The following is a 23,492-nucleotide window of genomic DNA, read 5'->3' on the forward strand; positions in this document are numbered from 1 at the left end:
GATTTTATGAGCGAAATAGATTTAAGAAGTGACACGGTAACAAAGCCAACCAAAGGAATGCTTAAGGCGATGATGAATGCCCAGGTTGGTGACGATGTTTACAAAGAAGATCCTTCGGTTAATGCATTAGAAGAAAAATTAGCCAAACTTTTCGGGAAAGATGAGGCTTTATTTTTTCCTACCGGAAGTATGGCCAACCAGGCAGCGATAAAGTTGCATACACAACCTGCCGATCAATTAATTTGTGATAAATGGGCGCATGTTTATAATTACGAAGGTGGTGGCGCTAGTTTTAATAGTGGCGTAAGTTGTAAACTTATAGATGGTCATCGTGGGATGATCACTGCTGCGCAGGTAGAAGAAAATATAAATCCGCCAGATTTTTATCATAGTCCGCTTACTACTTTAGTTTGCTTAGAAAACACAACCAACAAAGGTGGTGGCGCTTGTTACGATATTGAGGAAATCAAAAAAATAAGAAAAGTTTGTAATTCGCATGGTCTTGGTTTGCATTTAGATGGCGCAAGATTATTTAATGCTTTGGTGGCAAAAGGAGAATCGCCAAAAGATTATGGGAAGCTTTTTGATACAATTTCGGTATGTCTTTCTAAAGGATTGGGAACGCCAATGGGATCTGTGTTAATAGGCAACAAAGATGTTATGAAAAATGCGATGCGCGTTCGTAAAGTTTTAGGAGGCGGAATGCGCCAGGTAGGTTTTATGGCTGCAGCCGCAATTTATGCTTTAGATCATCATGTAGATCGTTTAGCCGAAGATCATAAAAGAGCTGCTGAAATTGCTGAAACCCTTAATGCACAATCTTATATTGGTGAAGTAGAGCCGGTTGAAACCAATATTATTATTTTTAGTTTGAAGAGTGCTTCCAATGAAGAGAAATTCAATAAAATACTTCAGGAAAATAATATCAGTATAAGTGCCTTAGGAAAAGGAAAGTTAAGAATCGTAACGCATTTAGACTATACTGAAGAGATGCACCAAAAATTCCTTTCGGTTTTAAAGAATATCAGCCTTTAGTTAATCTTAACGCAAGCTTACAAAGCTTTTAATACAATTTTCACTCATTAATTTTTAGCTTAGAAAAAACAAAAAGCTATTGATAATGAAAAATGTATTGCCAAGAAAAGAAGCGCCGCAATTAAGAGTACAAACAACAAAAGGAGTAGAGTGGAATCTTAAAGACGAGAATCCTGAAAACTTTACAATGATTGTTTTTTATCGCGGAATTCACTGCCCGGTTTGTAAGAAATATTTAACCGAGTTAAATTCTAAGATTTCTGAATTTCAGGAAAGAGGAGTAGATACTATTTGCATAAGCGCAAATACTGAAGAATTAGCGAAAAAAACAGTAGAATCCTGGGATATCGATAAACTAAATATTGGTTATGGTTTATTAACTGAAGACGCCAGAAAGTGGGATCTTTATATTTCTGAAGGGATAAATGATAAAGAACCAGATGCCTTTTTTGAGCCTGGATTATTCTTAATTAAGCCAGATAATTCGGTTTACGCAGCGAGCATACAATCCATGCCATTTGCCAGGCCAGAGTTTGATGCAGTTTTGAAGGCTGTCGATTTTGTGCTGGATAAAAGTTATCCGGCTAGAGGGGAAGCCTAATTTTCTCAGAAAAAAAGAACTAAAAAAACCTGCAATATCAACATTGCAGGTTTTTTTATATGATTTTTAAAAATGATCAAAAATCTAATATCTCAAATCTATTTTTAATTTCAAAAATCTTACTTAAACATATCGCCAAGACCAGGAATATCTGGCATTCCGTCTTTTGCAGCTGCTCCAAGCTCTTTTTCATTAATATCTGAAGCTTTTGCGATAGCTTTGTTAAGTGTAAGCACTAAATAATCTTCTAGTTGCTCTTTATCTTCCAAAAGTTCATCAGCAATATCGATACTTTTCACTTCGCGTGCCGCAGAAACGGTTACTTTTAATAGTCCGTCGCTAGATTGCTCATCAATAAGCACTGTTTTTAGGCGTTCTTTTGTTTTTTCTACATTGTCCTGGGCTTCTTTGATCTTATTCATCATACCCATCATATCTCCAAACATAGTCGGTTCCTTTTTTAGTTAGAATTACAAAACTAGTAAAATCTAAGCTTAAGTTGTTCTAAGAAATTGTGAATCTGTGATTACAATTTTAGATTTGAAGCCTTACCTTTGCCAACATTAAAAAATTGAATTGATTTTGAATAAAGAAGTGCAGCCACCAAAGGCTAGAAAAATACCTGCAGAATTAACGATTCACGAGGATATTAGAGTCGACAATTATTACTGGATGAACGATCGTGAAGATCCAGAGGTAATTGCTTACTTAAATGCCGAAAATGAATATAATGAGAAGCAAACTGCGCACACCAAAGATTTCCAGGCAAGTTTGTTTGAAGAAATGAAGGCGAGGATCAAGGAAGATGATCAATCTGTTCCTTATCGCTTAAATGGGTATTGGTATATCACGAGATTCGAAAAAGGTGGAGATTATCCAATATTTTCAAGAAAAAAAGGAACTCAGGAAGCGCCAGAAGAAGTGATGTTTAATGTAAACATCATGGCTGAAGGTTTTGAATATTATCGTTTAGGTGGTTTAAATGTGAGCCCCGATAATAGAATGGTCGCTTTTGGAACCGATACGGTAAGCCGTAGAAAATATACCATCCAGATCAAGAATTTGGAAACCGGGGAATTGTATCCGGAAAAAATAGAAAATACCACCGGTGGTTCTACCTGGGCTAACGACAATAAGACTTTATATTATACTAAGAAAGACGAGCAGACCTTGCGAAGCTTTCAGATCTATAAGCATATTCTAGGTACAGATCCTGCAGAGGATGAATTGGTTTTTCAGGAAGATGATGAGACCTTTAATACTTATGTTTATAAGTCGAAGTCTAAAAAATATATCATCATTGGTTCGCATAGTACTTTAACTACGGAATACCGAGTTTTAGAAGCCGATAAACCTGAAGGTGAATTTAAAGTGATTCAACCAAGAGTACGCGGATTAGAATACAGTATTTCACATTTTGGCGAGTATTTCTATATTCTAACCAATAAAGACGAAGCCCAGAATTTTAAGTTGATGAAAACATTAACTTCAGCTACAGAGATGGAAAACTGGGAAGATGTGATCGCACATCGTGAAGATGTTCTTTTAGAGGATATCGATATTTTTAAAGATTTCCTGGTTATTGGTGAACGTAAAAACGGACTTAATGAAATAAGAATTATTCGGTGGGACGAAAGTGAAGATTATTTTATTCCGTTCGATAACGAAACCTATACGGCTTATACTTCTATAAATCCAGATTTTGATACAGAGGTGCTTCGTTATACCTATAACTCGATGACTACGCCAACTTCAGTAGTAGATTTTAATATGGTTACTAAAGAAAAAACCGTGTTAAAAGAACAGGAAGTTTTAGGCGGAAAGTTTGATAAAGAAAATTATACTTCAGAACGTATTTGGGCCACAGCTGAAGATGGAACAAAAGTTCCTGTTTCGTTAGTTTATAGAAAAGGAATTAAAAAGGATGGAACTAATCCTTTACTTCAGTATGCGTATGGATCGTACGGTTCTACAATCGATCCTTACTTTTCAACAGTAAGATTAAGTTTATTGGATCGTGGTTTTGTGTACGCGATCGCGCATATTCGCGGCGGTGAATATTTGGGGCGAAATTGGTACGAAGACGGTAAACTTTTTACCAAACGAAATACATTTACAGATTTTATAGACGTTTCTAAACATCTTATTGCAGAAAATTATACTTCCGAAGAAAATTTGTTCGCTATGGGAGGATCTGCAGGAGGTTTATTAATGGGAGCGGTAATTAATATGGCGCCAAAACTTTACAAAGGAGTAATTGCTGCAGTTCCTTTTGTAGATGTAGTAACAACCATGTTAGATGATAGCATTCCTTTAACCACTGGTGAATATGACGAGTGGGGAAATCCTAACGAAAAAGACTATTATGATTATATGCTATCCTATTCGCCATACGATAATGTAGTTGCTCAGGATTATCCTAATGTGTTGGTAACTACAGGTTTGCATGATTCGCAGGTACAATATTGGGAACCAGCAAAATGGGTAGCCAAATTACGCGAATTAAAGACAGATAATAATCTATTATTATTGCATACAAATATGGATACCGGTCATGGTGGGGCTTCAGGAAGGTTTGAAGCCTTAAAAGAAGTGGCAGAAGAATATGCATTTTTATTCGATTTAGCCGGAATTAAGGAATAATTAAAAAAATTTGCCTTAACTTTGAACGGTTTTGAAACATTTTTCCCGGCTTTAAAAAAGCCAACCTTAAAACGTAAAGAACTTCATTTATGAAAGAAGATTTGCAGGTGTACGATAATGTTCTACAACTTATAGGAAAGACACCGCTAGTACAGCTTAATAAGATCACTGAAGGTTTCAAAGGAGATTTCTACGCTAAAGTAGAAGCTTTTAACCCGGGGCACTCTTCTAAAGATCGAATTGCTTTATATATTATTGAAGAAGCAGAAAAAAAAGGAATATTAAAACCCGGAGATACCATTATCGAAACAACTTCTGGAAACACAGGATTTAGTATCGCAATGGTTAGCCAGGTTAAAGGTTACGATTGTATTCTTGCCGTAAGTTCGAAGGCGTCGAAAGACAAGATCGACATGCTTAGAACGATGGGAGCAAAGGTTTATGTATGCCCAGCCCACGTAGCAGCAGACGATCCAAGATCTTATTACGAAGTTGCTAAAAGACTTCATAGAGAAATAAAAGGTTCTGTTTATATCAATCAATACTTCAACGATCTAAATACAGAAGCGCATTATAGATCAACCGGTCCAGAGATCTGGAACCAGACAGAAGGAAAGATCACTCACCTTATTGCTTGTAGTGGTACGGGAGGTACAATTTCTGGAACTGCAAGATATTTAAAGGAGCAAAATCCAAATGTAAATATTATTGGGATCGATGCTTATGGTTCAGTATTAAAAAAATACCACGAAACCAGAGAGTTTGATTCTGAAGAAATCTATCCATACAGAATCGAAGGTTTAGGGAAGAATTTAATTCCAACAGCTACAGATTTTGATGCAATAGATCGTTTTGTTAAAGTTACTGATGAAGAAAGCGCGCATACCGCTAGAGAACTTGCAAAAACTGAAGGAATGTTTGTAGGTTATACGAGTGGAGCTGCAACACAGGGAGTAAAACAATTGGCTGATGAAGGCGAATTTGATGAAAACTCGAGAGTAGTTATTATGTTCCCAGATCACGGAAGTCGTTATATGAGTAAGATCTATAGCGATGATTGGATGGAAGAGCAAGGCTTTTTTGATACCAAAAATGAAGCTGAGGTTAAAGCAATAGAATTTATAAAATAATATTTTGCATTATTTTTTAAATAAATAATAATTTAAAGCATCCTTAGCTAAGGATGCTTTGTTTTTTAAAAGCTATACAAAATACTTTGTAGAATTGAACCGAATTTCAGTATTTTTGCGGTTCGTATAAAAAAATTTCAATGAGAGATCTGTTTGATAAAATATACAAAGATAAAGGGCCATTAGGAAAATGGGCAGAGCAGGCAGAAGGATACTTTGTATTCCCAAAGCTGGAAGGACCTATTTCTAATAGAATGAAGTTTAGAGGGAGAGATGTGATCACGTGGAGTGTGAACGACTATTTAGGTCTTGCAAATCACCCAGAGGTAAGAAAGGTAGATGCCGAGGCTGCAGCCGAGTGGGGCTCTGCTTATCCAATGGGAGCAAGAATGATGAGTGGTCATACTAGTTTGCACGAAAAACTTCAGGACGAGCTGGCTTCTTTTGTACACAAGCAGGCTGCTTATCTTTTAAACTTTGGATATCAGGGAATGGTATCTACGATCGATGCACTAGTATCTAAGCAAGATGTTATAGTATATGATGTAGATGCTCATGCTTGTATTATCGATGGTGTTCGTCTTCATTTAGGACAACGCTTTACCTACAAGCATAACGATATGGAAAGTATCGAAAAGAACTTGCAAAGAGCTACAAAAATTGCAGAACAAAGCGGTGGAGGAATTCTTTTGATTTCTGAAGGTGTTTTTGGAATGCGTGGTGAGCAGGGAAAACTTAAGGAAATTGTAGAGCTTAAGAAGAAATATAAATTCCGTTTGTTCGTAGATGATGCTCATGGTTTTGGAACTTTAGGAAAAACAGGAGCAGGAGCAGGAGAAGAGCAGGGAGTGCAGGATGATATCGATGTGTACTTTGCTACTTTTGCTAAATCTATGGCAAGTACCGGTGCATTTATTGCTGGAGATAAAGAAATTATCGACTATTTAAAATATAACCTAAGATCACAGATGTTCGCCAAATCACTGCAAATGCAGTTAGTAATTGGCGCACTTAAACGTCTTGAAATGCTTAGAACAAGACCAGAGCTTAAAAATAAGTTATGGGAAAATGTGAACGCGCTTCAAAACGGATTAAAAGATCGTGGTTTTGATATTGGAACAACACAAAGTTGTGTAACTCCGGTTTACCTTAAGGGAAGTATTCCTGAAGCAATGGCGCTAGTAAAAGATCTTCGTGAAAATTACGGGGTATTCTGTTCTATAGTTGTATATCCGGTAATTCCAAAAGGATTAATATTATTAAGAATGATTCCTACGGCTTCTCATACTTTAGAGGATGTAGAAGAAACTTTAGTAGCTTTCTCTTCAATTAGAGAGCGTTTAGAGAATGGTACTTATAAAAGATTATCAGCTTCTGTAGCTGCCGCAATGGCAAATAAAGCTTAAACAGAAATCTCAATATTATATAAAAAAACCGCTATTAAATAGCGGTTTTTTTTATGCTTTCATTTTATTGAATTTTAAAAATCATACTGTTGCTGCGTTCTGGCTTTTCTTTGATCCCCGTCTTTAGAAAGGTTTTTAAATTCGGTATCCTTATGGAAATTTAATCGTACAGATAATCCTGCCTGTACCTGCCATCTGGATGGCGTATTTTTTATATTGGTTAATCCTGCAACATCTATTTGTAAATAATCAGTTAGAAGATACGCACCGCCCGCTCTAAAAATATCATCAGCATAAAGATCACCAATAATCGCTTGATATTCCCCAAAAACTGCAAGTTTAGGGTTAAAGGCATGGGTTAGTGTACCTATGAACTCGTAATTAGAATAAGTTTCAGTAAACTTTTCTGCCGTGAAATTCATTACCCAAACCCATCTACCCCAGTTATGCTGAGTAATAAGTGTTACTTGCGGAGTATATTTATTTTCTCCTTCAAAACGATAAGGATTGTCTTCCTGTAAAGTAATGTTAGCTCCTCCATAAAGAGAGATCGCCGGAATTAATCTACGCCAGTCAAATCTTTGGTTAGCATCCCAACTTTTTAGATTAACTTCTCTGCGGTTATCTCCATTTTTATAAGGATCGTATAATAATAGTTTTGCACCAAAGGTGTTAAATGGAAAATTATTTCTTTCATAAACGCGATTTTGGCCTCCCTGAAAAATTGTTGTTTCTTCAGATTGATATCTACCCTGTATGCTTAATTCTAAAATATCGGTTAGAAGTCCGGCTCTAATCATGTAATTTGCACCATAAAGATCGGTATCTGTCTGTCTAAGCTCGTGCGTGTCGTTACCATAAAATCCACCTGCTTCTAATTGGTAAACTCCCGTTCCTACGGCAAAAGCTCCTTGCGATTGTCCTGGTCTATTAGAGTTAATAGTTTCGGTGAATTGCGCATTTGTAATCGCTGTACCAGCAAAAAAAGTAAGTGCCAGTGCCTTTAATTTATGCATAGATATTGGGTTTTTCTACTCAAATATAATTGAATTTATTGTTTATTTAAGAACCTTAGATTCCAATTCTAAAGCTTAATTTCTATTTTTGCTAAAATTAGAATTTTATGTTTCATGCAGATTTTAGCGGAGTAATAAAAACGATACTTATTGTTTTGTTAGTATACTTCGGTTTTAAAATATTGCTTAAGTACTTTGGGCCAATCTTGCTTAAGTATGCGATGAAGAAGATGGGGAGAAAGTTTGAGCAGCAGTTTAGTCAGCAATTCAATGGAGCTCAGCAAAAAGCTCAAAATAAAAATACCAGCCAGGAGGGGAATTTTAGTATAAAAAAGAAGCCACGAAATCGTAGAAAATCAAACAAAGAGGTTGGTGAGTATATCGATTACGAAGAAATTGATTAATTTCGGGATTCTTAAATATGTGCGTTTCCTTATTCAGGGAACAAAAAATAATCTGTAAATGGCTAAATTAAAACAGTTTTTTCCTCATCTTCTGGTTTTACTGGGATTTGTGGTTATCGCTCTTTTTTATTTTAATCCGGTTTTAAAGGGAAAAGAAATCTTTCAAAGTGATATTGTTCAGTACATAGGGATGGCTAAAGAACAATCTGATTTTAGAGCAGAAACTGGCGAAGAACCATATTGGACAGATGCTGCTTTTGGTGGGATGCCAACCTATCAATTAGGAGCTTATTACCCACACAATTATATTAAAAAATTAGATTCGGTTTTACGATTTTTACCAAGACCCGCAGATTATCTGTTTCTTTATTTTATAGGATTTTATATCCTGCTGTTATGTCTAAAAATCGATTATAAATTAGCCTTTCTTGGTGCTATAGCTTTTGGGTTTTCGACTTATTTTATCATTATTCTTGGTGTAGGCCATAATGCAAAAGCACATGCTATTGCTTATATGCCAATGGTTTTAGGCGGAATTATCCTCACCTTTAGACAAAAACTAATAGGTGGTTTTAGTTTGCTTGCTACTGCGATGGCTTTAGAAATTCAGGCGAACCATTTTCAGATGACTTATTATTTGTTGTTGCTGGTTATCGTTCTTGGAATTGTTTATCTAATTGATGCTTTTAAAAAGAAAAAACTTCCGCAGTATTTTAAAGCTTTAGGTGTAATGATAGTTGCAGTTATCCTGGCGATAGGAACTAATGCAACTAATCTTATTGCGACACAAGAATATACAAGCCATAGTACTCGTGGCGATACCGGTTTAACGATTAAACCAGATGGTAACGATAAACCTGAAGTTGGTTTAACCTATGATTATATTACCGAATATAGCTACGGAATATCAGAGACTTTAGATCTTTTTATTCCTGGTTTTATGGGAGGAAGCGGTGCTGAAGATGTAGGCGAGGATTCTGAATTATATTCTGAATTGCAAAAAATGGGAGCATCTCCTATTCAGGCAAAGAATTTTACTCAAAATGCACCAACTTATTGGGGACAACAACCTATTGTCGCCGGCCCAGCATACATTGGTGCCACCATTATATTTCTATTCGTTTTTGCGCTATTTTTAATTAGAGGGCGATTAAAATGGTGGGTTGTTGGCGGAACTATACTTACACTTTTACTTTCCTGGGGTAAGAATCTTGGATTTTTTACTGAATTCTTTATCGATTATGTACCACTTTACAATAAGTTTAGAGCGGTTTCTTCGATTCAGGTGATCGTAGAACTTTGCGTTCCGTTATTAGCGATCGTTGGACTATCCTGCCTTTTTGCTAATAAACATACCAAAGAAGAAAAAATAGAAGCGCTTAAATGGAGTTCGATCGTAACTGCAGGATTGGCTTTAGTTTTAATTCTTTTCAATTCGGTTTTATTTGATTTTAGTGGTCTTCGTGATGCACAATTACGTCAGCAATTAGGGATGGATCTAATGAATGCCCTAAAAGAAGATCGCCAGTCGATGCTTGTTGGTGACGCTATTCGAAGTTTTATTTTTGTCGCACTAAGTGTTTTTCTTATCTGGTTTTATCTTCAGGAAAAAATATCTAAAAAACTTATAATTGGAGGTTTTGCACTCCTATTTTTAGCCGATCTAGTTCCGGTGGCAAGACGCTATGTAAACGGAGACGATTTTGTAAGTGCTCGCAAAATGGAGCAACCTTATCAGCCAAATTCGGCCGACCAGCAAATTATGCAGGACACTTCAAGATATCGAGTTTTCGATCTTAGTGGTGATCCTTTAACCAGTTCCAGAGCTTCTTATTTTCACAATAGTATTGGTGGTTATCACGGTGCTAAACCGGGTAGATTACAGGATCTATACGATTTCTATATTTCACAAAATAACATGAAGGTTTTAAACATGTTAAATGTGAAGTACTTTATTATCCCTACTGAAAATGGTGTTCAGGCACAGCAAAACCCGGGAGTTTACGGCAATGCATGGTTTGTTAGAGATGTAGAATGGGTAGACGATGCAAATGCTGAAATATTAGCCATTAAAGAAACAGATCTAAAAGATGCTGCCATTATCGATAAGCGTTTTAAAGGCGATATAAAAATGGACTTTGTTTACGATGAAGTTGGAACGATCGAACTGGTTAGTGAGCAACCAAACGAATTGGTTTATAAAACAAAAGCTTCTATCAGGCAATTAGCTGTTTTTTCTGAAATGTACTATCAACCAGGATGGCAGGCTTATATAGACGGTGAAAAAGTAGATCACGTTCGTGCAGATTATGTACTTAGAGCGATGAATATTCCGCAGGGAGAGCATACGGTAACTTTTAAGTTTGAGCCAGAAGTAATTCAAACCGGGGGAACTATTGCTTTAGCAAGTACGCTTGTTTTGGTGATTCTTATCGTGGGCGGATTTGTTTTTGCCTATCGCAAAAAAGCCTAGTTTATGAAAAAAGTGCTGATCATTACCTATTACTGGCCGCCGGCTGGTGGTCCCGGTGTTCAGCGCTGGTTGAAATTCGTTAAATATCTTAGAGATTTTGGAATCGAGCCTGTGGTTTATATTCCTGATAATCCTAACTATCCTTTGGTAGATGAATCTTTTTTAAATGAAGTCCCGGAGGATATCGAGATCCTTAAGCAACCAATTTTTGAACCTTATAAATTAGCTTCTTTTTTATCCAAAAAGGATACGAAAACTATTAGCTCTGGAATTATAAAGCAGAAGGAAAAGCAAAGTTTTATGCAGAAACTTATGCTTTACATTCGGGGGAATTTTTTTATTCCGGATGCCAGAAACTTTTGGATAAAACCATCGGTCAAATTTTTAAAATCATACCTTAAATCGGCCAATATCGATACTTTGATCACAACAGGGCCGCCGCATAGTTTGCATCTTATTGGTTTAGGTTTAAAAAGAGAACTTCAACTGCAGTGGATAGCCGATTTTAGGGATCCGTGGACGCAAATTGGCTATCAAAAAGAGCTGAAACTCACTAAAAATTCTGCTGAAAAACATCAAAGATTAGAAAGCGAAGTTTTGAACTCGGCCGATAAGATCATCACCACGAGTTTTACTACCAAAAAAGAATTTGCTTCAAAAACATCGAAAACCATTGAAGTTATCACTAATGGTTTTGATTCGAATTTAGATGAATCTACCGCATTATCGAAATTAGATGAAAACTTCAGTATTTCTCATATTGGTTCATTGCTTTCAGGAAGAAATCCTAGCTCACTTTGGAAGGTTTTAGCTGAAATTTCCGCAGAAAATAGAGATTTCAGAAATGATTTTAAATTGAAGTTATACGGAGCGGTTAGTGATGAAGTGGTGCAAAGTATTACTAAAGCTGGTTTGGATAAGAATTTGCTTTTAGGAGGTTATATTAGTCATTCTGAAGCTTTAATGATTCAAAAATCATCTCAATTATTACTGTTAATTGAAATAAATTCCGAAGAAACTAAAGGTATTATCGCCGGGAAATTATTTGAATATTTGGCCGCAAAACGTCCAATATTGGCTTTAGGACCAGTAGAATGGGACGTAGCGAAGATCATAGAAGAAACAAGCTCAGGAGAAAGTTTTCTGTACCAGGAAGAATTGGCGCTAAAAGAATATATTTTAAGATCTTATCAAAAATATCGGGAAAACAAATTACTTTCGAATAGCAAAAATATCGGGAATTATCACCGTAAAAACCTCACAAAAAAGTTAGCGGAATTGATCAAAAATTAGTGTATGGGCGTGATTATTAACCAGTCGGTCAAAAATATGATGACCACCTATGCGGGTTTTGGGCTTGGTGCGTTAAATACGCTTTTTTTATATACTTATTTTCTAGATCAGCAGTATTATGGATTGGTAAGCTTTCTTCTTTCTGCTGCAAATTTAATTTGGCCATTTATGGCTTTTGGCGTTCATAGCACCATCGTAAAGTTTTTTTCCAGTTATAAAACAAAAGAAGAAAAGGATAAATTACTGAATCTGGCGTTGATTTTGCCTTTGGCGATTTCACTTATTCTAGGTCTAATTGGTCATTTTACCTATGAATTTTTACTGGATTATTTTTCTGACGGAAATGAACTGGTAAAACCTTACGTGTGGCTTATTTATCTTTTGGCGCTTGCAACGGCGTATTTCGAGATCTTTTTTGCCTGGGCAAAGATTTATTACAAAAGCGTTTTTGGTAATTTTATGAAAGAAGTGGTGCACCGATTAGGGACTACGATTTTACTATTTCTAGTTTATTTTGAAGTGCTGGAAGCCGATAATTTTATGTACGGGGTAGGAGTAGTGTTCTTTTTTCGATTACTGGTGATGGGCGCATACGCTTTTAAATTACACAGACCTTCTTTAAAATTTAGCTTTCCTTCTAATTTAAGTAGAGTTTTAAAGTATACCGCTCTAATTCTAATCGCAGCATCGGTCGCAACTGCTTTACTGGATTTAGATAAGGTGATGATCGAATCTTATTTGCCTATCGAGAATGTGGCGATCTACGGAATAGGAATTTATATTGCTACTGTAATTTCGGTGCCGCAAAAAGCGATGCATCAAATCACTAATCCCATAACTGCAGAATATTTAAATACCCGGAATTTCAAAAAACTTGAAGATTTATATAAAAAAAGCTCGATCAATTTATCGATTATTAGCTCGCTTATTTTTATCCTTATTATTACCAATGTGCATACGCTTTACGAACTAATTCCTGAAGAATATTCGCTAAGTATTTTGATCGTGCTTTTGATTTCCCTGGTAAAACTTTACGACAATATTTTAGCGATAAATAATAGTATACTTTTTAATTCAGATTATTATAGATTGGTGTTGGCAATCGGAGTTTTGTTGGTGATTTTGGCCTTTTTACTGAACTTATTTTTTATTCCAAGATTTGGAATAGAAGGTGCTGCGATGGCTACTTTTATCGCTTTTTTTATTTACAATACTTCAAAGATTATCCTGGTTCAGAAGAAATTTAAAATGAATCCTTTTACGAAGCATAGCGTTCTGTTATTTGGTTTAAGCTTTGTTTTTACCCTTTTATTTTATTTTTGGGAGTTCCCGATTCATCCAATTTTAAGTATAGCTTTAAAGGGCGGAATTACTTCAATTTTATATATTTCTGCTATTTACTTTTTAAATTTTTCCGAAGAAATAAATGCAATGCTAAAGTCGATTTTAGCTAAATTCAGATAAGATTTTTTTCAGTATAGATTCAAGAGTTCTAAAAAAGAAAACCCCCGGGCTTTCGCCGCTGGGGGTTTTCCAACTAACCAACCAAAAAATTAAATTATGAACTCTAATCTCTACTTCTCACATTTCGTGCCGAACTTTGAGAGCGTGTAGATTTTTTTATATTACTGTTTGATCTAGAGCTTCTTGCAGAGGTGTTTCGACTTCTGCTTTGTGTCGCTCTTTTCACTTGTTTTTTCTGAGTAGGACGCTGAGTATTTACTGATCTCTGCGTTCTGGCATTATTTTTTGCTCTAGAATTTTGCACCGCTGCCTTTCTTTGATTTGCAGAAGTAGTATTTCTATTGCTAGCTGAAACTCTGTTTGTATTTGCTCTTTGCGTTCTATTATTGCTTGTAGTGGCTCTAGTATTTCTACTTTGCTCTACCGCTTTTCTATTCGATATTACCGCATTATTAGAAGATCTATTGTTTCTATTATTTATCGTTTTACTTCTATTATTAGCACTTCTATCGTTTCTAGCACCAATTACTACATTATCTCTTTTTCGAGAACTAGTTGCTCTATTTACGTTTCTTCTGCTATTTGATCTATTAGCATTTCGGGTTCTTGTTGCTACATTACTACGTCTGGCACTAGTGTGATTAGATCGTATTTCTCGTTTTTGTGCAACTCTTCTTCCACGGTTATAACTTCTCACTTTTTGCCCAGGTCTGTAAAAATTCTTGTAGGCTTTTTGGTGATGGTGTGTGTTATAATAGTTTACGTGGTTTACGTAAGTGATTCGGTTTGGTTGATAATAGGCTCTATAAGGTCTATTAAAAACAATACTAAATCTAGCTCGTGGTCTTCTATAATATCTGTGCCAAGGGCGATAAACATAGTTACGATTGTATGAATTAATATAACCTCTATATCCAGCGATTCTATGATAAGGATCGTATCGAACAAATAGGTTTCCTACACTTACTACATATCCATATCTATCGTAATCGATGATGATATTACCAGCCTGTGTGATTCTACCGTAATAATCGTAATATATCGGAACTTCTTCAATCTGGATAACAGCACCGTAATCATCGTACTGGATATATGGGTCGTAATTATAACCTGAGTTAAAACTTATGTTTACGTGAGGTACAGATATATTTACAACACTAGATCTTCTAAATGCGGGGTTATAATAGAAGTCAAATTCTCCATTTGGATAAACTGAAAATTCAACACCACCTTCGGTAAAAATGAAGGATTCATTATAGCCATATCTGCTCGCAGTTTCATCGGCTTTGGCAATACTTACCAGTCCTAGAAACAAAATCGAAAATATTAAGGAAAATTTTTTCATGGCTTTATTTTTAAATTAATATTGAAGTAGTAGCTATCTACATCTTAATAGAAACAAAGCGCATGCCAAAAAAGAAAAAGGAGCCTTTTAGAGGCTCCTGTAAGTAAATTTATAAGATTTGCTAAAACGAGTTAATGTTTTGAACTCTAGTAATTTAAAAATTAAAGTAAATTATTTTAGTTTAGGCTTTAGATAGGTCGCCGTATACGAATCTTTGCTCTTTACAATTTGCTCTGGTGTTCCCTGTGTAACCAGGTATCCACCGTTTTCACCACCTTCTGCACCTAGATCGATTACATAATCTGCACATTTTACCAAATCCATATTATGTTCGATCACGATCACGCTATGACCTTTATCGATCAAGGCATTAAAGGATTTTAATAATTTCTGAATATCATGAAAATGAAGTCCGGTTGTTGGCTCATCAAATATGAATAAGGCTTTATCTTTAGTATTACCTTTTACCAAAAATGAAGCTAATTTAATACGCTGCGCTTCACCACCAGAAAGTGTAGAAGAGCTTTGTCCTAACTGAACATAACCCAAACCAACATCTTGTAAAGGCTGAAGTTTATTAGCAATTTTATTTTCATTATGCTCGTCGAAAAAGTCGATCGCATCGTCGATCGTCATATTCAGGATGTCATCAATATTCTTTTCTTTGAACTTAACTTCCAGAATCTCTTTCTTGAATCGTTTACCATCACAAGCTTCACATTGCAAATGAACATCTGCCATAAACTGCATTTCGATGGTTACTTCGCCTTCACCTTTACAAACTTCACATCGCCCACCATCTACATTAAAAGAAAAATGTTTTGGCTTATATCCTCTAATTTTGGATAATTTCTGAGAAGAAAATAGATTTCTTATATCGTCATAAGCTTTGATGTAGGTTACGGGATTAGATCTGGAAGAACGACCAATAGGGTTTTGATCCACAAATTCAACCGAACCTAGATTTTTAAAGTCTCCTTTTATATCGCTAAACTGGCCAACTTTTTCGCCATAACCACCCAGTTGTTTTTGTACAGCTGGATAAAGTAATTTTTTAACCAACGTACTTTTACCACTACCAGAAACTCCTGTGATCGCTGTAAATATTCCCAGTGGAAACATCACATCGATATTTTTTAAGTTATTTTCTCTGGCACCAAGAATGTTTATTTCTTTTGTCCATTTTCGACGTTTACTAGGAACTTCAATACGTTTTCTATCGTTTAGATATTGCGAGGTAAGCGAATCTGATTTTAAAATCTCTTTTAAAGTTCCTGTCGCTACCACATGGCCGCCGTTAGTACCGGCTTCTGGACCAATATCTATTATTTCATCTGCCTCTTTCATGATGTCTTCATCATGTTCTACCACAATTACGGTATTGCCAAGATCACGAAGATTTTTAAGTACGCCAATTAAGCGTTCTCCATCTCTTGGATGCAAACCAATAGATGGTTCATCTAAAATGTACATAGATCCTACAAGACTACTTCCTAAAGATGTGGCAAGGTTTATACGTTGTGACTCCCCACCAGAAAGTGTATTCGATTTTCTATTCAGCGTTAGATAGTCTAAACCAACTTCAGATAAAAAATTGAGTCGGTTATTAATTTCAGTAAGTAATCGTTTAGCGATCTGTGCGTCGTGTTCGTTTAACTCAAGGTCTGCAAAGAAAGCTCTTGCTTTATCTAAAGGTTTAACAACAAGCTCGGTAATACTTGTGCCGTTTATTTTAACGTATTCTGCTTCTTTACGAAGCCTTTTTCCCTGGCAGGTCGAACATTTTGTTTTACCACGATAACGAGAAAGCATAACTCGATTCTGAATTTTATAAGCTTTACTTTCCAGGAATTCGAAGAATTGATTTAGCCCTTCGAAATATTTATTACCGTTCCAAACTAAATCTTTTTGATCCTGAGTTAATTCGAAATAGGGTTTATGAATAGGAAAATCGAATTTATGCGAATTATTTACCAGTTGATCGCGATACCAGCTCATGCTCTCGCCACGCCATGGATAAATTGCGTTGTCGTAAATTGAAAGTCCGGTGTTTGGAATCACCAAATCTTCATCTATACCAATAACATCACCGTATCCTTCACATTTTGGGCAAGCACCATAAGGATTATTGAAACTGAATAAATGCACATTAGGTTCCAAGAAACTCATTCCATCCAATTCAAATTTATTGCTGAAGTGATGTAACTTGTTGTCTGAAAGTGTTTCTATGTAAAGTTCTCCTTTTCCTTCAAAAAAAGCAGCTTCAATAGCATCGGCTAAGCGATTAAAGAAATCTTCATCATCTTTTTTGATCACACGGTCTACAACCAAAGATGTATTTTCTGGCTTCGCTTTGCTAAGATCTGCTTCATCGATACGTAAAACTTCATCGTCAACTTTTATTCGGCTATATCCCTGCTGAGCAAGAATCTTAATTTTTTCATCGAGATCTCGACCTTCTTCAACATAAATAGGAGCGAGGAGAAGCAATTTGGTGCGATCTGGAAATTCCTTTACAAAATTAACAACATCGGTAACCGAATCTTTTTTTACTTCTCTACCCGAAACAGGAGAATAGGTTTTACCAATCCTGGCATATAGTAATTTTAGGTAGTCATAAATTTCGGTAGAAGTCCCTACCGTAGATCGTGGATTTGTAGAATTTACCTTTTGTTCTATGGCAATAGCCGGAGCAATTCCTTTTATGTAATCTACTTTAGGTTTGTTCAGCCTCCCCAAAAACTGCCTTGCATATGAAGATAAGCTTTCTACATATCGTCTTTGCCCTTCAGCATATAAAGTATCAAAAGCTAAACTGGATTTACCAGAGCCCGAAAGCCCGGTGATCACTACCAGTTTGTTACGAGGTATTACAACATTTATATCTTTAAGATTGTGCAATTTTGCACCTTTAATGATAATGTTTTCTTTGGGGTTTATCTTTTCTAAGTCAGTATTCATGTTCACTTTCTAGCAATAAGTATGCAAAGGTACTCAATCTAAAGCAGTGCGAAAAGCCATTAAAATCCTATAGTATTGTTAAAATTTTAAGCTTTTATTTGTATTTCTCAAATTTAGTTTACTATATTTGGAACCGAACTCAAAAATAGAATTGCCTATAGTATACTGTTACTTTTATATCTAAATAACCTAATCTAAGACAGGGCCTTGCCCTTTAAAAGTAACTGTATGGAAAAAACTAAGGTAACAGATGCCGTTTTGGTTAAAGATTACATTAACGGAAACGAGCTGGCTCTCTCAGAACTTATTCGTCGTCATCACCACAGAATTTACAGTTTCATTTATTCCAAGGTATTTGACAAAGATATTGCTGAAGACATTTTTCAGGACACATTCATCAAAGTCATCAATACATTAAAACGAGGAAAGTATAACGAAGAAGGTAAATTTTTACCGTGGGTAATGCGAATAGCCCATAATCTTGTGATCGATCATTTTAGAAAAAACAAAAGAATGCCCAAATTCGATAATAGTGGGGATTTTAATATTTTTTCAGTCTTAAGTGATTCTGGTTTAAATGCTGAAAAGCAAATTATAAAAGACCAGATCGAGAGTGATTTACGTGAAGTAATTAGAGAACTTCCTGAAGATCAATTAGAAGTTTTAACAATGCGAATCTATAAAGAGATGAGTTTTAAAGAAATTTCTGAAAGAACAGGAGTTAGTATAAATACGGCTTTAGGCCGCATGAGATATGCACTTATCAATTTAAGAAAGATCATCGAAAAGCATAATTTAGTTTTAACAAATTAAGTTTATACTATTCCCTAGAATCCTGCGTTATTAAGTTATAAATCATAATAGCGTAATTAATGGGGAACCTTTACTTTGAAAAAACTTCGAAAGAAGAAAAACTAAAAAATTTGAATCCTAAAGAAGAAACAATCAAGTTTCTATTAGATTATTCAAAAGCCTTAAAGGTCTTACCTGGCGAAAAGGAAGACTTTGAGATGCTTCTAAACTAAAAACTTAAGCCTGCTGAAAAGCAGGCTTTTTTTATCACTATTATATTCATTTTGGACAGAATTATAAAAATTTTAGAATTTGTTTTTCTGTAGCTCTCTTCTAATAAGTTTAAATTAGAAAAAAATGAATTATGGAAAATGTAAAACTAGCTATAATCTATTATAGCTCAACCGGAACCAACTATCAATTATCGAAAGCAGCTGAAGAAGCAGCGAAAGATCTCGGAGTGAAAGAGATCAAATTTTTAAGGGTAGAGGAGACCGTTCCAGAAGATATTATTAAAACCAATGAAGATTGGTTAAAGCATTATAACGCTACAAAAGATGTACCTGTGGCATCTGCTGATGACCTGGATTGGGCAGATGCTATTATCTTTTCGGCGCCAACACGTTATGGTAATTTACCATCACAATTTAATAGTTTAATGGATACTACCGGGCCGCTTTGGCAAGAAGGGAAGTTAGTAGATAAGGTAGTAAGTGCAATGACCAGCGCGGCAAATCCACACGCCGGACAAGAAGGAACATTGCAATCAATCTATAAAGCGATGATGCACTGGGGAGCAATTGTTGCAAATCCAGCATTTACAGATCCTATTATTTTTGAAACAGGAGGAAATCCATACGGCTTTAGTGTTGTGGCAGGAAAAGAATTAGACGAAAAAGACAAAAAAGCCATTAAAGCTCAGGTAAAGCGAACATTAAGTGTTACTGAAAAAATAAAGGCTTAAAACCACCAATATTGATAAACTAAAAAGCTCCGATTATTCGGAGCTTTTCAATTTTGTAGAAATTGAAACTGCCTCAAAAATTATTTCCTCTTTTTGGCCAATTTTGCCTCGTATTCATTGATAACCGATTTTCGGCCAATTGTTTTGGTAATAATATCCTTTTCAAGATTCCATCCTCTGGCTGGTGAGTATTGCCTACCGTACCAAATGATTTGTAAATGAAGATCATTCCAAAGATCCTTCGGGAATAATCTTTTAGCATCTTTTTCAGTCTGGTCAACGTTTTTTCCGTTAGAGAGATTCCAACGATACATCAATCGGTGAATATGAGTATCAACCGGAAATGCAGGAACATTAAAAGCTTGTGACATTACTACACTTGCCGTTTTATGCCCAACGGAAGGCAGACTTTCCAAGGCTTCAAAATCTGCAGGAACCTGTCCATTATATTTTTCGAGGAGAATTTCTGAAAGTCCGTGTATTCCTTTAGATTTCATTGGTGATAATCCGCAAGGTTTTATGATTTCTCTAATTTCCTCAACACTTAGTTTCACCATTTTTTGAGGCGTATCGGCCACTTCAAATAAAAGCGGAGTAATTTGATTCACCTTAACATCGGTACTTTGGGCAGAAAGTAAAACAGCAATTAATAATGTGTAAGGATCTTTATGATCTAACGGAATAGGAATTTCAGGATAAATATTTTGTAAAGTATCAATTACAAATTGCACTTTTTGCTGTTTGTTCATAAAGCTTTAATTTTAGGCAAAAATAAGAATTATGACGACATTAAAAGCAGGAGATAAAGCACCAGAATTTGCGGTAGAAGATCAGGATGGCAACGAAGTAAAACTTTCAGATTTTAAAGGTAAGAAACTAGTTTTATTTTTCTATCCAAAAGCAAGCACGCCTGGATGTACGGCAGAAGCTTGTAATCTTAGAGATAACTGGGAAGTTTTTAAGGAAAAAGGTTACGCAATATTGGGAGTAAGCGCAGATTCTAAGCGTAGACAAACAAACTTTAAGACGAAGAACGAACTTCCTTTTCAGCTTTTAGCAGATGAAGAAAAAGAAGTGATAAATGCTTATGGCGTTTGGGGACCTAAAAAGTTTATGGGTAAGGAATACGAAGGGATTCACCGTACTACTTTTGTAATAGATGAAGAAGGTAAAATAGAGGAGGTGATCGGTAAAGTAAAAACCAAAGATCACGCTGCCCAGATTCTATAATTTCCGAATAAGTTTTTTTCGGAATTAATTCTGAAGAACTTTCAAATAATGCCTGCTGAATTTGTATAATTTTGGCAGGCTTTTTTTTGGCATCACCAAAGGGGATAATACCTCGAGGTTTTTTATTTTTCCGAATAAAAATCAACTTCCTGGATCGTAGCGATACTGTCGCAATTTTCAACTTTAAATTGAATTGGTTTTGTTGCAGTTTCACCTGAAATCAGGTAAACATTACAAGAATCCCTATCGGTAATACTTTCACCAAAATGAACTTTACCATTTTCTAAAATTGAAGAGATATTGCTGGTATCGATCTTATTTTCAGTAAAGAATTTCATCGCGTTAGCATCAAAATGACGCTCTTTAACTCGAATACTTTTTAAAGTTCGGGCGTTTGGAAAATACGAACAACTTGTTTTTTTACCACTTAAAAAGAAAATGAGAATAATAATTCCCATAAAAAGTCCCACTGAAAAATATCCAAGACGCTGAAAAATATTCATAGAAAATAGCTAAAATCGATTCTGGAGATCAGAAAATCAAGAGATTAATATCTCGATAAGTAAGATCGAACCAGTCTGCAATAGATTTGTTGGTTAAAACTCCGTGGTAAAAATACAAACCATTTCGCAATCCGCGGTCAAAACGAAGCGTGTTTTCTAATCCGCCTTCTTCGCCAATATGCAATAAATAAGGAGTAAAAATATTACTTAAGGATAACGAACTCGATCTTGCATATCGTGAAGGAATATTTGGAACACAATAATGAATTACATCATGTTTGGTAAATATCGGTTTTTCATGGCTCGTAATTTCGCTAGTTTCAATACAGCCACCAACATCGATACTTACATCGATTGCTACTGCGCCACGTTTCATTGAAGCCACCATTTCTTCGGTTACTAAAACCGGCGAACGGTTGTTCCCACGCACCGCACCAATAAGCACATCACATCGCTTAAGGGCTTTTGACAAATTTTTAGGCTGAATAGTACTGGTGTAAAAAGTTTGTCCCAAAGCCGATTGAAGGTTTCTTAGCTTGGTGATCGAGCTATCAAAAACTTTGATATTAGCGCCAAGCCCAATAGCAGATCTTGCAGCAAATTGGCCAACTGTTCCAGCACCAAGAATAACAACTTCTACTGGTGGAACGCCACTTATATTACCAAATAATAGTCCGTTTCCATCACCATTATTACTCATAATTTCTGAAGCAATAAGCACAGAAGCCGTACCGGTAATTTCGCTTAAAGCCCTAACTATTGGATAACTGCCATCGTCGTCTTTAATAAATTCAAAACCAAGAGCAGTAATTCTTTTAGAAGCTAGTTTTTGAAAATAAGCTTTACTCTGTGTTTTTATTTGAAGCGCAGAGATTAATATAGTTTGTGGGTTCATCATCTCCAATTCAGAGATGGATGGCGGCTCAACTTTTAAAATTGTAGGACAGGAAAATACTTTTTGAGTGTCTTTGGTGACTTCTGCACCAGCATCTGAATAATCTTTATCGCTGAAATTAGCATAATTCCCGGCACCAGATTCTATCATTACGCGGTGGCCATGAGCAGTTATAGCTCCAACTGCATCTGGACTAAGGCAAATACGCTTTTCCTGGTATGAGGTTTCTTTAGGAATACCTATAAAAAGCTCTCCTTTGTTTTTGAAAATTTCAAGTTTTTCTTCCTGTGGAATAAGCTCTTCTTTAGTAAAAGGAGAAACCTGTTTGGACATAATTATCTTTTCAGCTGATTAGAAAAGTTAAATTACAATTATTTTTGAAAAGGCAAGAAGAGATTTTCTAAAGTTTAGCGTAATAATCTTCATCGGTTGTATTAGACTCTTTAAGGTCTTCCATTTCTTCTAGATCCTTTTGAGAAACAGGAGAGAAAACTGAAATATTGGTTTCCTCAATTTCACTAAGGTCAATACCATAAATTTTGTCGAAGATCTTAATTCGGATTAAATATACAATGGATATAATGATGATAAAAAATGGCGCCAAATATATGAGCTGGTTTGTATCCATAGGATTTATATTTAAATAAATATCCTGATATAAAGCGGTAACCAATTGATAAGCATACATGATAGTGGGAACGAGTATTGCATGATACCACCAGTGTTTACATGTAAAGAACCAGATTAATAGTAAGGTAAGCGGAGTAATTTTACCAAAGTAAGTCCACATGGCCGTCATTACATTTTCGTAATAATTACTCTGGTATGTAAAAAAAGAATTTTCCCAAACGGGCCCGTTTGGGAAAATTTCATATAAATAAAATAAATATGGTGAAAATGCTATTATAATAGCAAGTATACTACCCGTTAACAGGAATTTTGATCGTTGATCTATCAACGGCTTGTTTTTTGATCGGGTCTTGTCCATTGTCATCAGATGTTGAAGTTACGAAAAAAGATGCTCCAAAAATAGCTGCTCCGAATAATAATGCTTTTAATTTCATAATAGTAGGTTTTGTTTTGTTCTTATTAAAATTTTTAAATCGTATTTCGTTTTCTGATACAAACGTACTACGAGATAACCTACGATTAGTAATTACATTAATTGTACTTTTGCGCTCGCTTAGGAGAATCTATGTTTTTTCGTGTTTTTTTTATTATTCTATAATTTTTTAACTATTATGCTTAAAAATTTTAACTCTTTGGGCTATATATAGATTTTATTATAAGCAAATCTATAAAAATTTATGTCCAGAATGCCCATAATTATTGTTCCA

At 35.4% G+C, this 23,492-nt stretch carries 21 protein-coding genes; 12 read left to right on the forward strand and 9 right to left on the reverse strand.

Translation table 11 applies throughout. The annotated features are described in order from the left end of the window. The first annotated feature begins 6 nt into the window (after positions 1 to 6). Together BM201_RS16080 and BM201_RS16085 are read left to right on the forward strand one after the other, a co-directional pair. Positions 7 to 1,035 carry a threonine aldolase family protein gene (locus BM201_RS16080; protein WP_092544468.1) on the forward strand — a complete coding sequence of 343 codons (1,029 nt, stop codon included), beginning with the start codon at positions 7 to 9 and terminating at the stop codon, positions 1,033 to 1,035. Positions 1,036 to 1,120: 85 nt separating this feature from the next. Continuing rightward, positions 1,121 to 1,636 (forward strand): redoxin domain-containing protein, encoded by a 516-nt coding sequence (locus BM201_RS16085; protein WP_092544470.1) that lies wholly within the window; start codon positions 1,121 to 1,123, stop codon positions 1,634 to 1,636. A 119-nt stretch (positions 1,637 to 1,755) separates the two neighbouring features. On the opposite strand, the gene BM201_RS16090 is transcribed toward BM201_RS16085, so the two are convergent. Further along, complete coding sequence (locus BM201_RS16090; RefSeq protein ID WP_092544472.1) at positions 1,756 to 2,082, reverse strand: YbaB/EbfC family nucleoid-associated protein; 327 nt, start codon at positions 2,080 to 2,082, stop codon at positions 1,756 to 1,758. A 136-nt stretch (positions 2,083 to 2,218) separates the two neighbouring features. On the opposite strand from BM201_RS16090, the gene BM201_RS16095 reads away from it, so the two are divergent. The 3 genes from BM201_RS16095 (at position 2,219) to BM201_RS16105 (ending at position 6,815) form a co-directional block, all read left to right on the forward strand. Next, complete coding sequence (locus BM201_RS16095) at positions 2,219 to 4,279, forward strand: S9 family peptidase (RefSeq protein WP_092544474.1); 2,061 nt, start codon at positions 2,219 to 2,221, stop codon at positions 4,277 to 4,279. 89 nt (positions 4,280 to 4,368) lie between these two features. Next, the gene (locus tag BM201_RS16100) at positions 4,369 to 5,409 is read left to right on the forward strand and encodes a cysteate synthase (protein ID WP_092544476.1); all 1,041 of its coding nucleotides are present in this window, start codon (positions 4,369 to 4,371) and stop codon (positions 5,407 to 5,409) included. A gap of 140 nt (positions 5,410 to 5,549) precedes the next feature. Beyond that, positions 5,550 to 6,815: a cysteate-C-fatty acyltransferase gene (locus tag BM201_RS16105; protein WP_092544478.1), complete on the forward strand. Its 1,266-nt coding sequence runs from the start codon at positions 5,550 to 5,552 to the stop codon at positions 6,813 to 6,815. 74 nt (positions 6,816 to 6,889) lie between these two features. Here BM201_RS16105 and BM201_RS16110 read toward each other — a convergent pair whose 3' ends face one another. Beyond that, entirely contained in the window at positions 6,890 to 7,831 is a 942-nt protein-coding gene (locus tag BM201_RS16110; RefSeq protein ID WP_092544480.1) for a transporter, read from the reverse strand. Between the two features lie 107 nt (positions 7,832 to 7,938). Here BM201_RS16110 and BM201_RS16115 point away from each other — a divergent pair, with 107 nt between their 5' ends. Genes BM201_RS16115 through BM201_RS16130 form a run of 4 tightly spaced genes read left to right on the forward strand, consistent with a single transcriptional unit; the run spans position 7,939 to position 13,465 of the window. Beyond that, complete coding sequence (locus BM201_RS16115) at positions 7,939 to 8,235, forward strand: DUF4834 family protein (protein ID WP_092544482.1); 297 nt, start codon at positions 7,939 to 7,941, stop codon at positions 8,233 to 8,235. A gap of 58 nt (positions 8,236 to 8,293) precedes the next feature. Then, entirely contained in the window at positions 8,294 to 10,708 is a 2,415-nt protein-coding gene (locus BM201_RS16120; RefSeq protein WP_175487068.1) for a YfhO family protein, read from the forward strand. A 3-nt stretch (positions 10,709 to 10,711) separates the two neighbouring features. After that, a complete protein-coding gene (locus BM201_RS16125) occupies positions 10,712 to 12,001 on the forward strand; it encodes a glycosyltransferase family protein (RefSeq protein ID WP_092544484.1) in 1,290 nt (429 codons plus the stop codon). Between the two features lie 3 nt (positions 12,002 to 12,004). Then, positions 12,005 to 13,465: an oligosaccharide flippase family protein gene (locus BM201_RS16130; RefSeq protein WP_092544486.1), complete on the forward strand. Its 1,461-nt coding sequence runs from the start codon at positions 12,005 to 12,007 to the stop codon at positions 13,463 to 13,465. Between the two features lie 103 nt (positions 13,466 to 13,568). On the opposite strand, the gene BM201_RS16135 is transcribed toward BM201_RS16130, so the two are convergent. Continuing rightward, the gene (locus BM201_RS16135) at positions 13,569 to 14,810 is read right to left on the reverse strand and encodes a hypothetical protein (protein ID WP_139219263.1); all 1,242 of its coding nucleotides are present in this window, start codon (positions 14,808 to 14,810) and stop codon (positions 13,569 to 13,571) included. Positions 14,811 to 14,981: 171 nt separating this feature from the next. Continuing rightward, positions 14,982 to 17,771 (reverse strand): excinuclease ABC subunit UvrA, encoded by a 2,790-nt coding sequence (gene uvrA, locus BM201_RS16140; protein WP_092544491.1) that lies wholly within the window; start codon positions 17,769 to 17,771, stop codon positions 14,982 to 14,984. A 228-nt stretch (positions 17,772 to 17,999) separates the two neighbouring features. Here uvrA and BM201_RS16145 point away from each other — a divergent pair, with 228 nt between their 5' ends. Further along, positions 18,000 to 18,584: an RNA polymerase sigma factor gene (locus tag BM201_RS16145; protein ID WP_092544493.1), complete on the forward strand. Its 585-nt coding sequence runs from the start codon at positions 18,000 to 18,002 to the stop codon at positions 18,582 to 18,584. Between the two features lie 343 nt (positions 18,585 to 18,927). Beyond that, positions 18,928 to 19,527 (forward strand): NAD(P)H:quinone oxidoreductase type IV, encoded by a 600-nt coding sequence (wrbA, locus tag BM201_RS16150; RefSeq protein WP_092544495.1) that lies wholly within the window; start codon positions 18,928 to 18,930, stop codon positions 19,525 to 19,527. Between the two features lie 80 nt (positions 19,528 to 19,607). Here the strand turns inward: wrbA and BM201_RS16155 are convergent, their stop codons facing one another. Further along, on the reverse strand, positions 19,608 to 20,276 hold the full coding sequence (locus BM201_RS16155; protein WP_092544497.1) for an endonuclease III domain-containing protein: 669 nt from the start codon (positions 20,274 to 20,276) through the stop codon (positions 19,608 to 19,610). A gap of 31 nt (positions 20,277 to 20,307) precedes the next feature. Between BM201_RS16155 and bcp the strand changes: the two genes are divergently transcribed. After that, positions 20,308 to 20,757 carry a thioredoxin-dependent thiol peroxidase gene (gene bcp, locus BM201_RS16160; RefSeq protein ID WP_092544499.1) on the forward strand — a complete coding sequence of 150 codons (450 nt, stop codon included), beginning with the start codon at positions 20,308 to 20,310 and terminating at the stop codon, positions 20,755 to 20,757. Positions 20,758 to 20,879: 122 nt separating this feature from the next. Here bcp and BM201_RS16165 read toward each other — a convergent pair whose 3' ends face one another. The 4 genes from BM201_RS16165 to BM201_RS18165 form a co-directional block, all read right to left on the reverse strand. Next, a complete protein-coding gene (locus BM201_RS16165; RefSeq protein ID WP_092544501.1) occupies positions 20,880 to 21,260 on the reverse strand; it encodes a DUF4258 domain-containing protein in 381 nt (126 codons plus the stop codon). A gap of 28 nt (positions 21,261 to 21,288) precedes the next feature. After that, entirely contained in the window at positions 21,289 to 22,488 is a 1,200-nt protein-coding gene (locus tag BM201_RS16170) for an alanine dehydrogenase (RefSeq protein ID WP_092544503.1), read from the reverse strand. Positions 22,489 to 22,555: 67 nt separating this feature from the next. After that, positions 22,556 to 23,113, reverse strand: a complete 558-nt coding sequence (locus tag BM201_RS16175) for a hypothetical protein (protein ID WP_245758678.1) — start codon at positions 23,111 to 23,113, stop codon at positions 22,556 to 22,558. Next, positions 23,076 to 23,219, reverse strand: a complete 144-nt coding sequence (locus tag BM201_RS18165; RefSeq protein WP_175487066.1) for a hypothetical protein — start codon at positions 23,217 to 23,219, stop codon at positions 23,076 to 23,078. The genes BM201_RS16175 and BM201_RS18165 overlap by 38 nt, the downstream gene beginning before the upstream one ends. Positions 23,220 to 23,492: the final 273 nt, after the last annotated feature.

It is taken from the genome of Zunongwangia mangrovi, from assembly GCF_900112105.1.
In the GTDB taxonomy this organism is placed as follows: Bacteria; Bacteroidota; Bacteroidia; order Flavobacteriales; family Flavobacteriaceae; genus Zunongwangia; species Zunongwangia mangrovi.

What these genes read in the sequence shown, in the direction of transcription:
- BM201_RS16080 (WP_092544468.1), top strand. Translation starts at nt 7, where the DNA reads ATGAGCGAAATAGATTTAAGAAGTGACACGGTAACAAAGCCAACCAAA.
- BM201_RS16085 (WP_092544470.1), top strand. Translation starts at nt 1,121, where the DNA reads ATGAAAAATGTATTGCCAAGAAAAGAAGCGCCGCAATTAAGAGTACAA.
- BM201_RS16090 (WP_092544472.1), bottom strand. Translation starts at nt 2,082, where the DNA reads ATGTTTGGAGATATGATGGGTATGATGAATAAGATCAAAGAAGCCCAG.
- BM201_RS16100 (WP_092544476.1), top strand. Translation starts at nt 4,369, where the DNA reads ATGAAAGAAGATTTGCAGGTGTACGATAATGTTCTACAACTTATAGGA.
- BM201_RS16105 (WP_092544478.1), top strand. Translation starts at nt 5,550, where the DNA reads ATGAGAGATCTGTTTGATAAAATATACAAAGATAAAGGGCCATTAGGA.
- BM201_RS16110 (WP_092544480.1), bottom strand. Translation starts at nt 7,831, where the DNA reads ATGCATAAATTAAAGGCACTGGCACTTACTTTTTTTGCTGGTACAGCG.
- BM201_RS16115 (WP_092544482.1), top strand. Translation starts at nt 7,939, where the DNA reads ATGTTTCATGCAGATTTTAGCGGAGTAATAAAAACGATACTTATTGTT.
- BM201_RS16120 (WP_175487068.1), top strand. Translation starts at nt 8,294, where the DNA reads ATGGCTAAATTAAAACAGTTTTTTCCTCATCTTCTGGTTTTACTGGGA.
- BM201_RS16125 (WP_092544484.1), top strand. Translation starts at nt 10,712, where the DNA reads ATGAAAAAAGTGCTGATCATTACCTATTACTGGCCGCCGGCTGGTGGT.
- BM201_RS16130 (WP_092544486.1), top strand. Translation starts at nt 12,005, where the DNA reads ATGGGCGTGATTATTAACCAGTCGGTCAAAAATATGATGACCACCTAT.
- BM201_RS16135 (WP_139219263.1), bottom strand. Translation starts at nt 14,810, where the DNA reads ATGAAAAAATTTTCCTTAATATTTTCGATTTTGTTTCTAGGACTGGTA.
- uvrA (WP_092544491.1), bottom strand. Translation starts at nt 17,771, where the DNA reads ATGAATACTGACTTAGAAAAGATAAACCCCAAAGAAAACATTATCATT.
- BM201_RS16145 (WP_092544493.1), top strand. Translation starts at nt 18,000, where the DNA reads ATGGAAAAAACTAAGGTAACAGATGCCGTTTTGGTTAAAGATTACATT.
- wrbA (WP_092544495.1), top strand. Translation starts at nt 18,928, where the DNA reads ATGGAAAATGTAAAACTAGCTATAATCTATTATAGCTCAACCGGAACC.
- BM201_RS16155 (WP_092544497.1), bottom strand. Translation starts at nt 20,276, where the DNA reads ATGAACAAACAGCAAAAAGTGCAATTTGTAATTGATACTTTACAAAAT.
- bcp (WP_092544499.1), top strand. Translation starts at nt 20,308, where the DNA reads ATGACGACATTAAAAGCAGGAGATAAAGCACCAGAATTTGCGGTAGAA.
- BM201_RS16165 (WP_092544501.1), bottom strand. Translation starts at nt 21,260, where the DNA reads ATGAATATTTTTCAGCGTCTTGGATATTTTTCAGTGGGACTTTTTATG.
- BM201_RS16170 (WP_092544503.1), bottom strand. Translation starts at nt 22,488, where the DNA reads ATGTCCAAACAGGTTTCTCCTTTTACTAAAGAAGAGCTTATTCCACAG.
- BM201_RS18165 (WP_175487066.1), bottom strand. Translation starts at nt 23,219, where the DNA reads ATGAAATTAAAAGCATTATTATTCGGAGCAGCTATTTTTGGAGCATCT.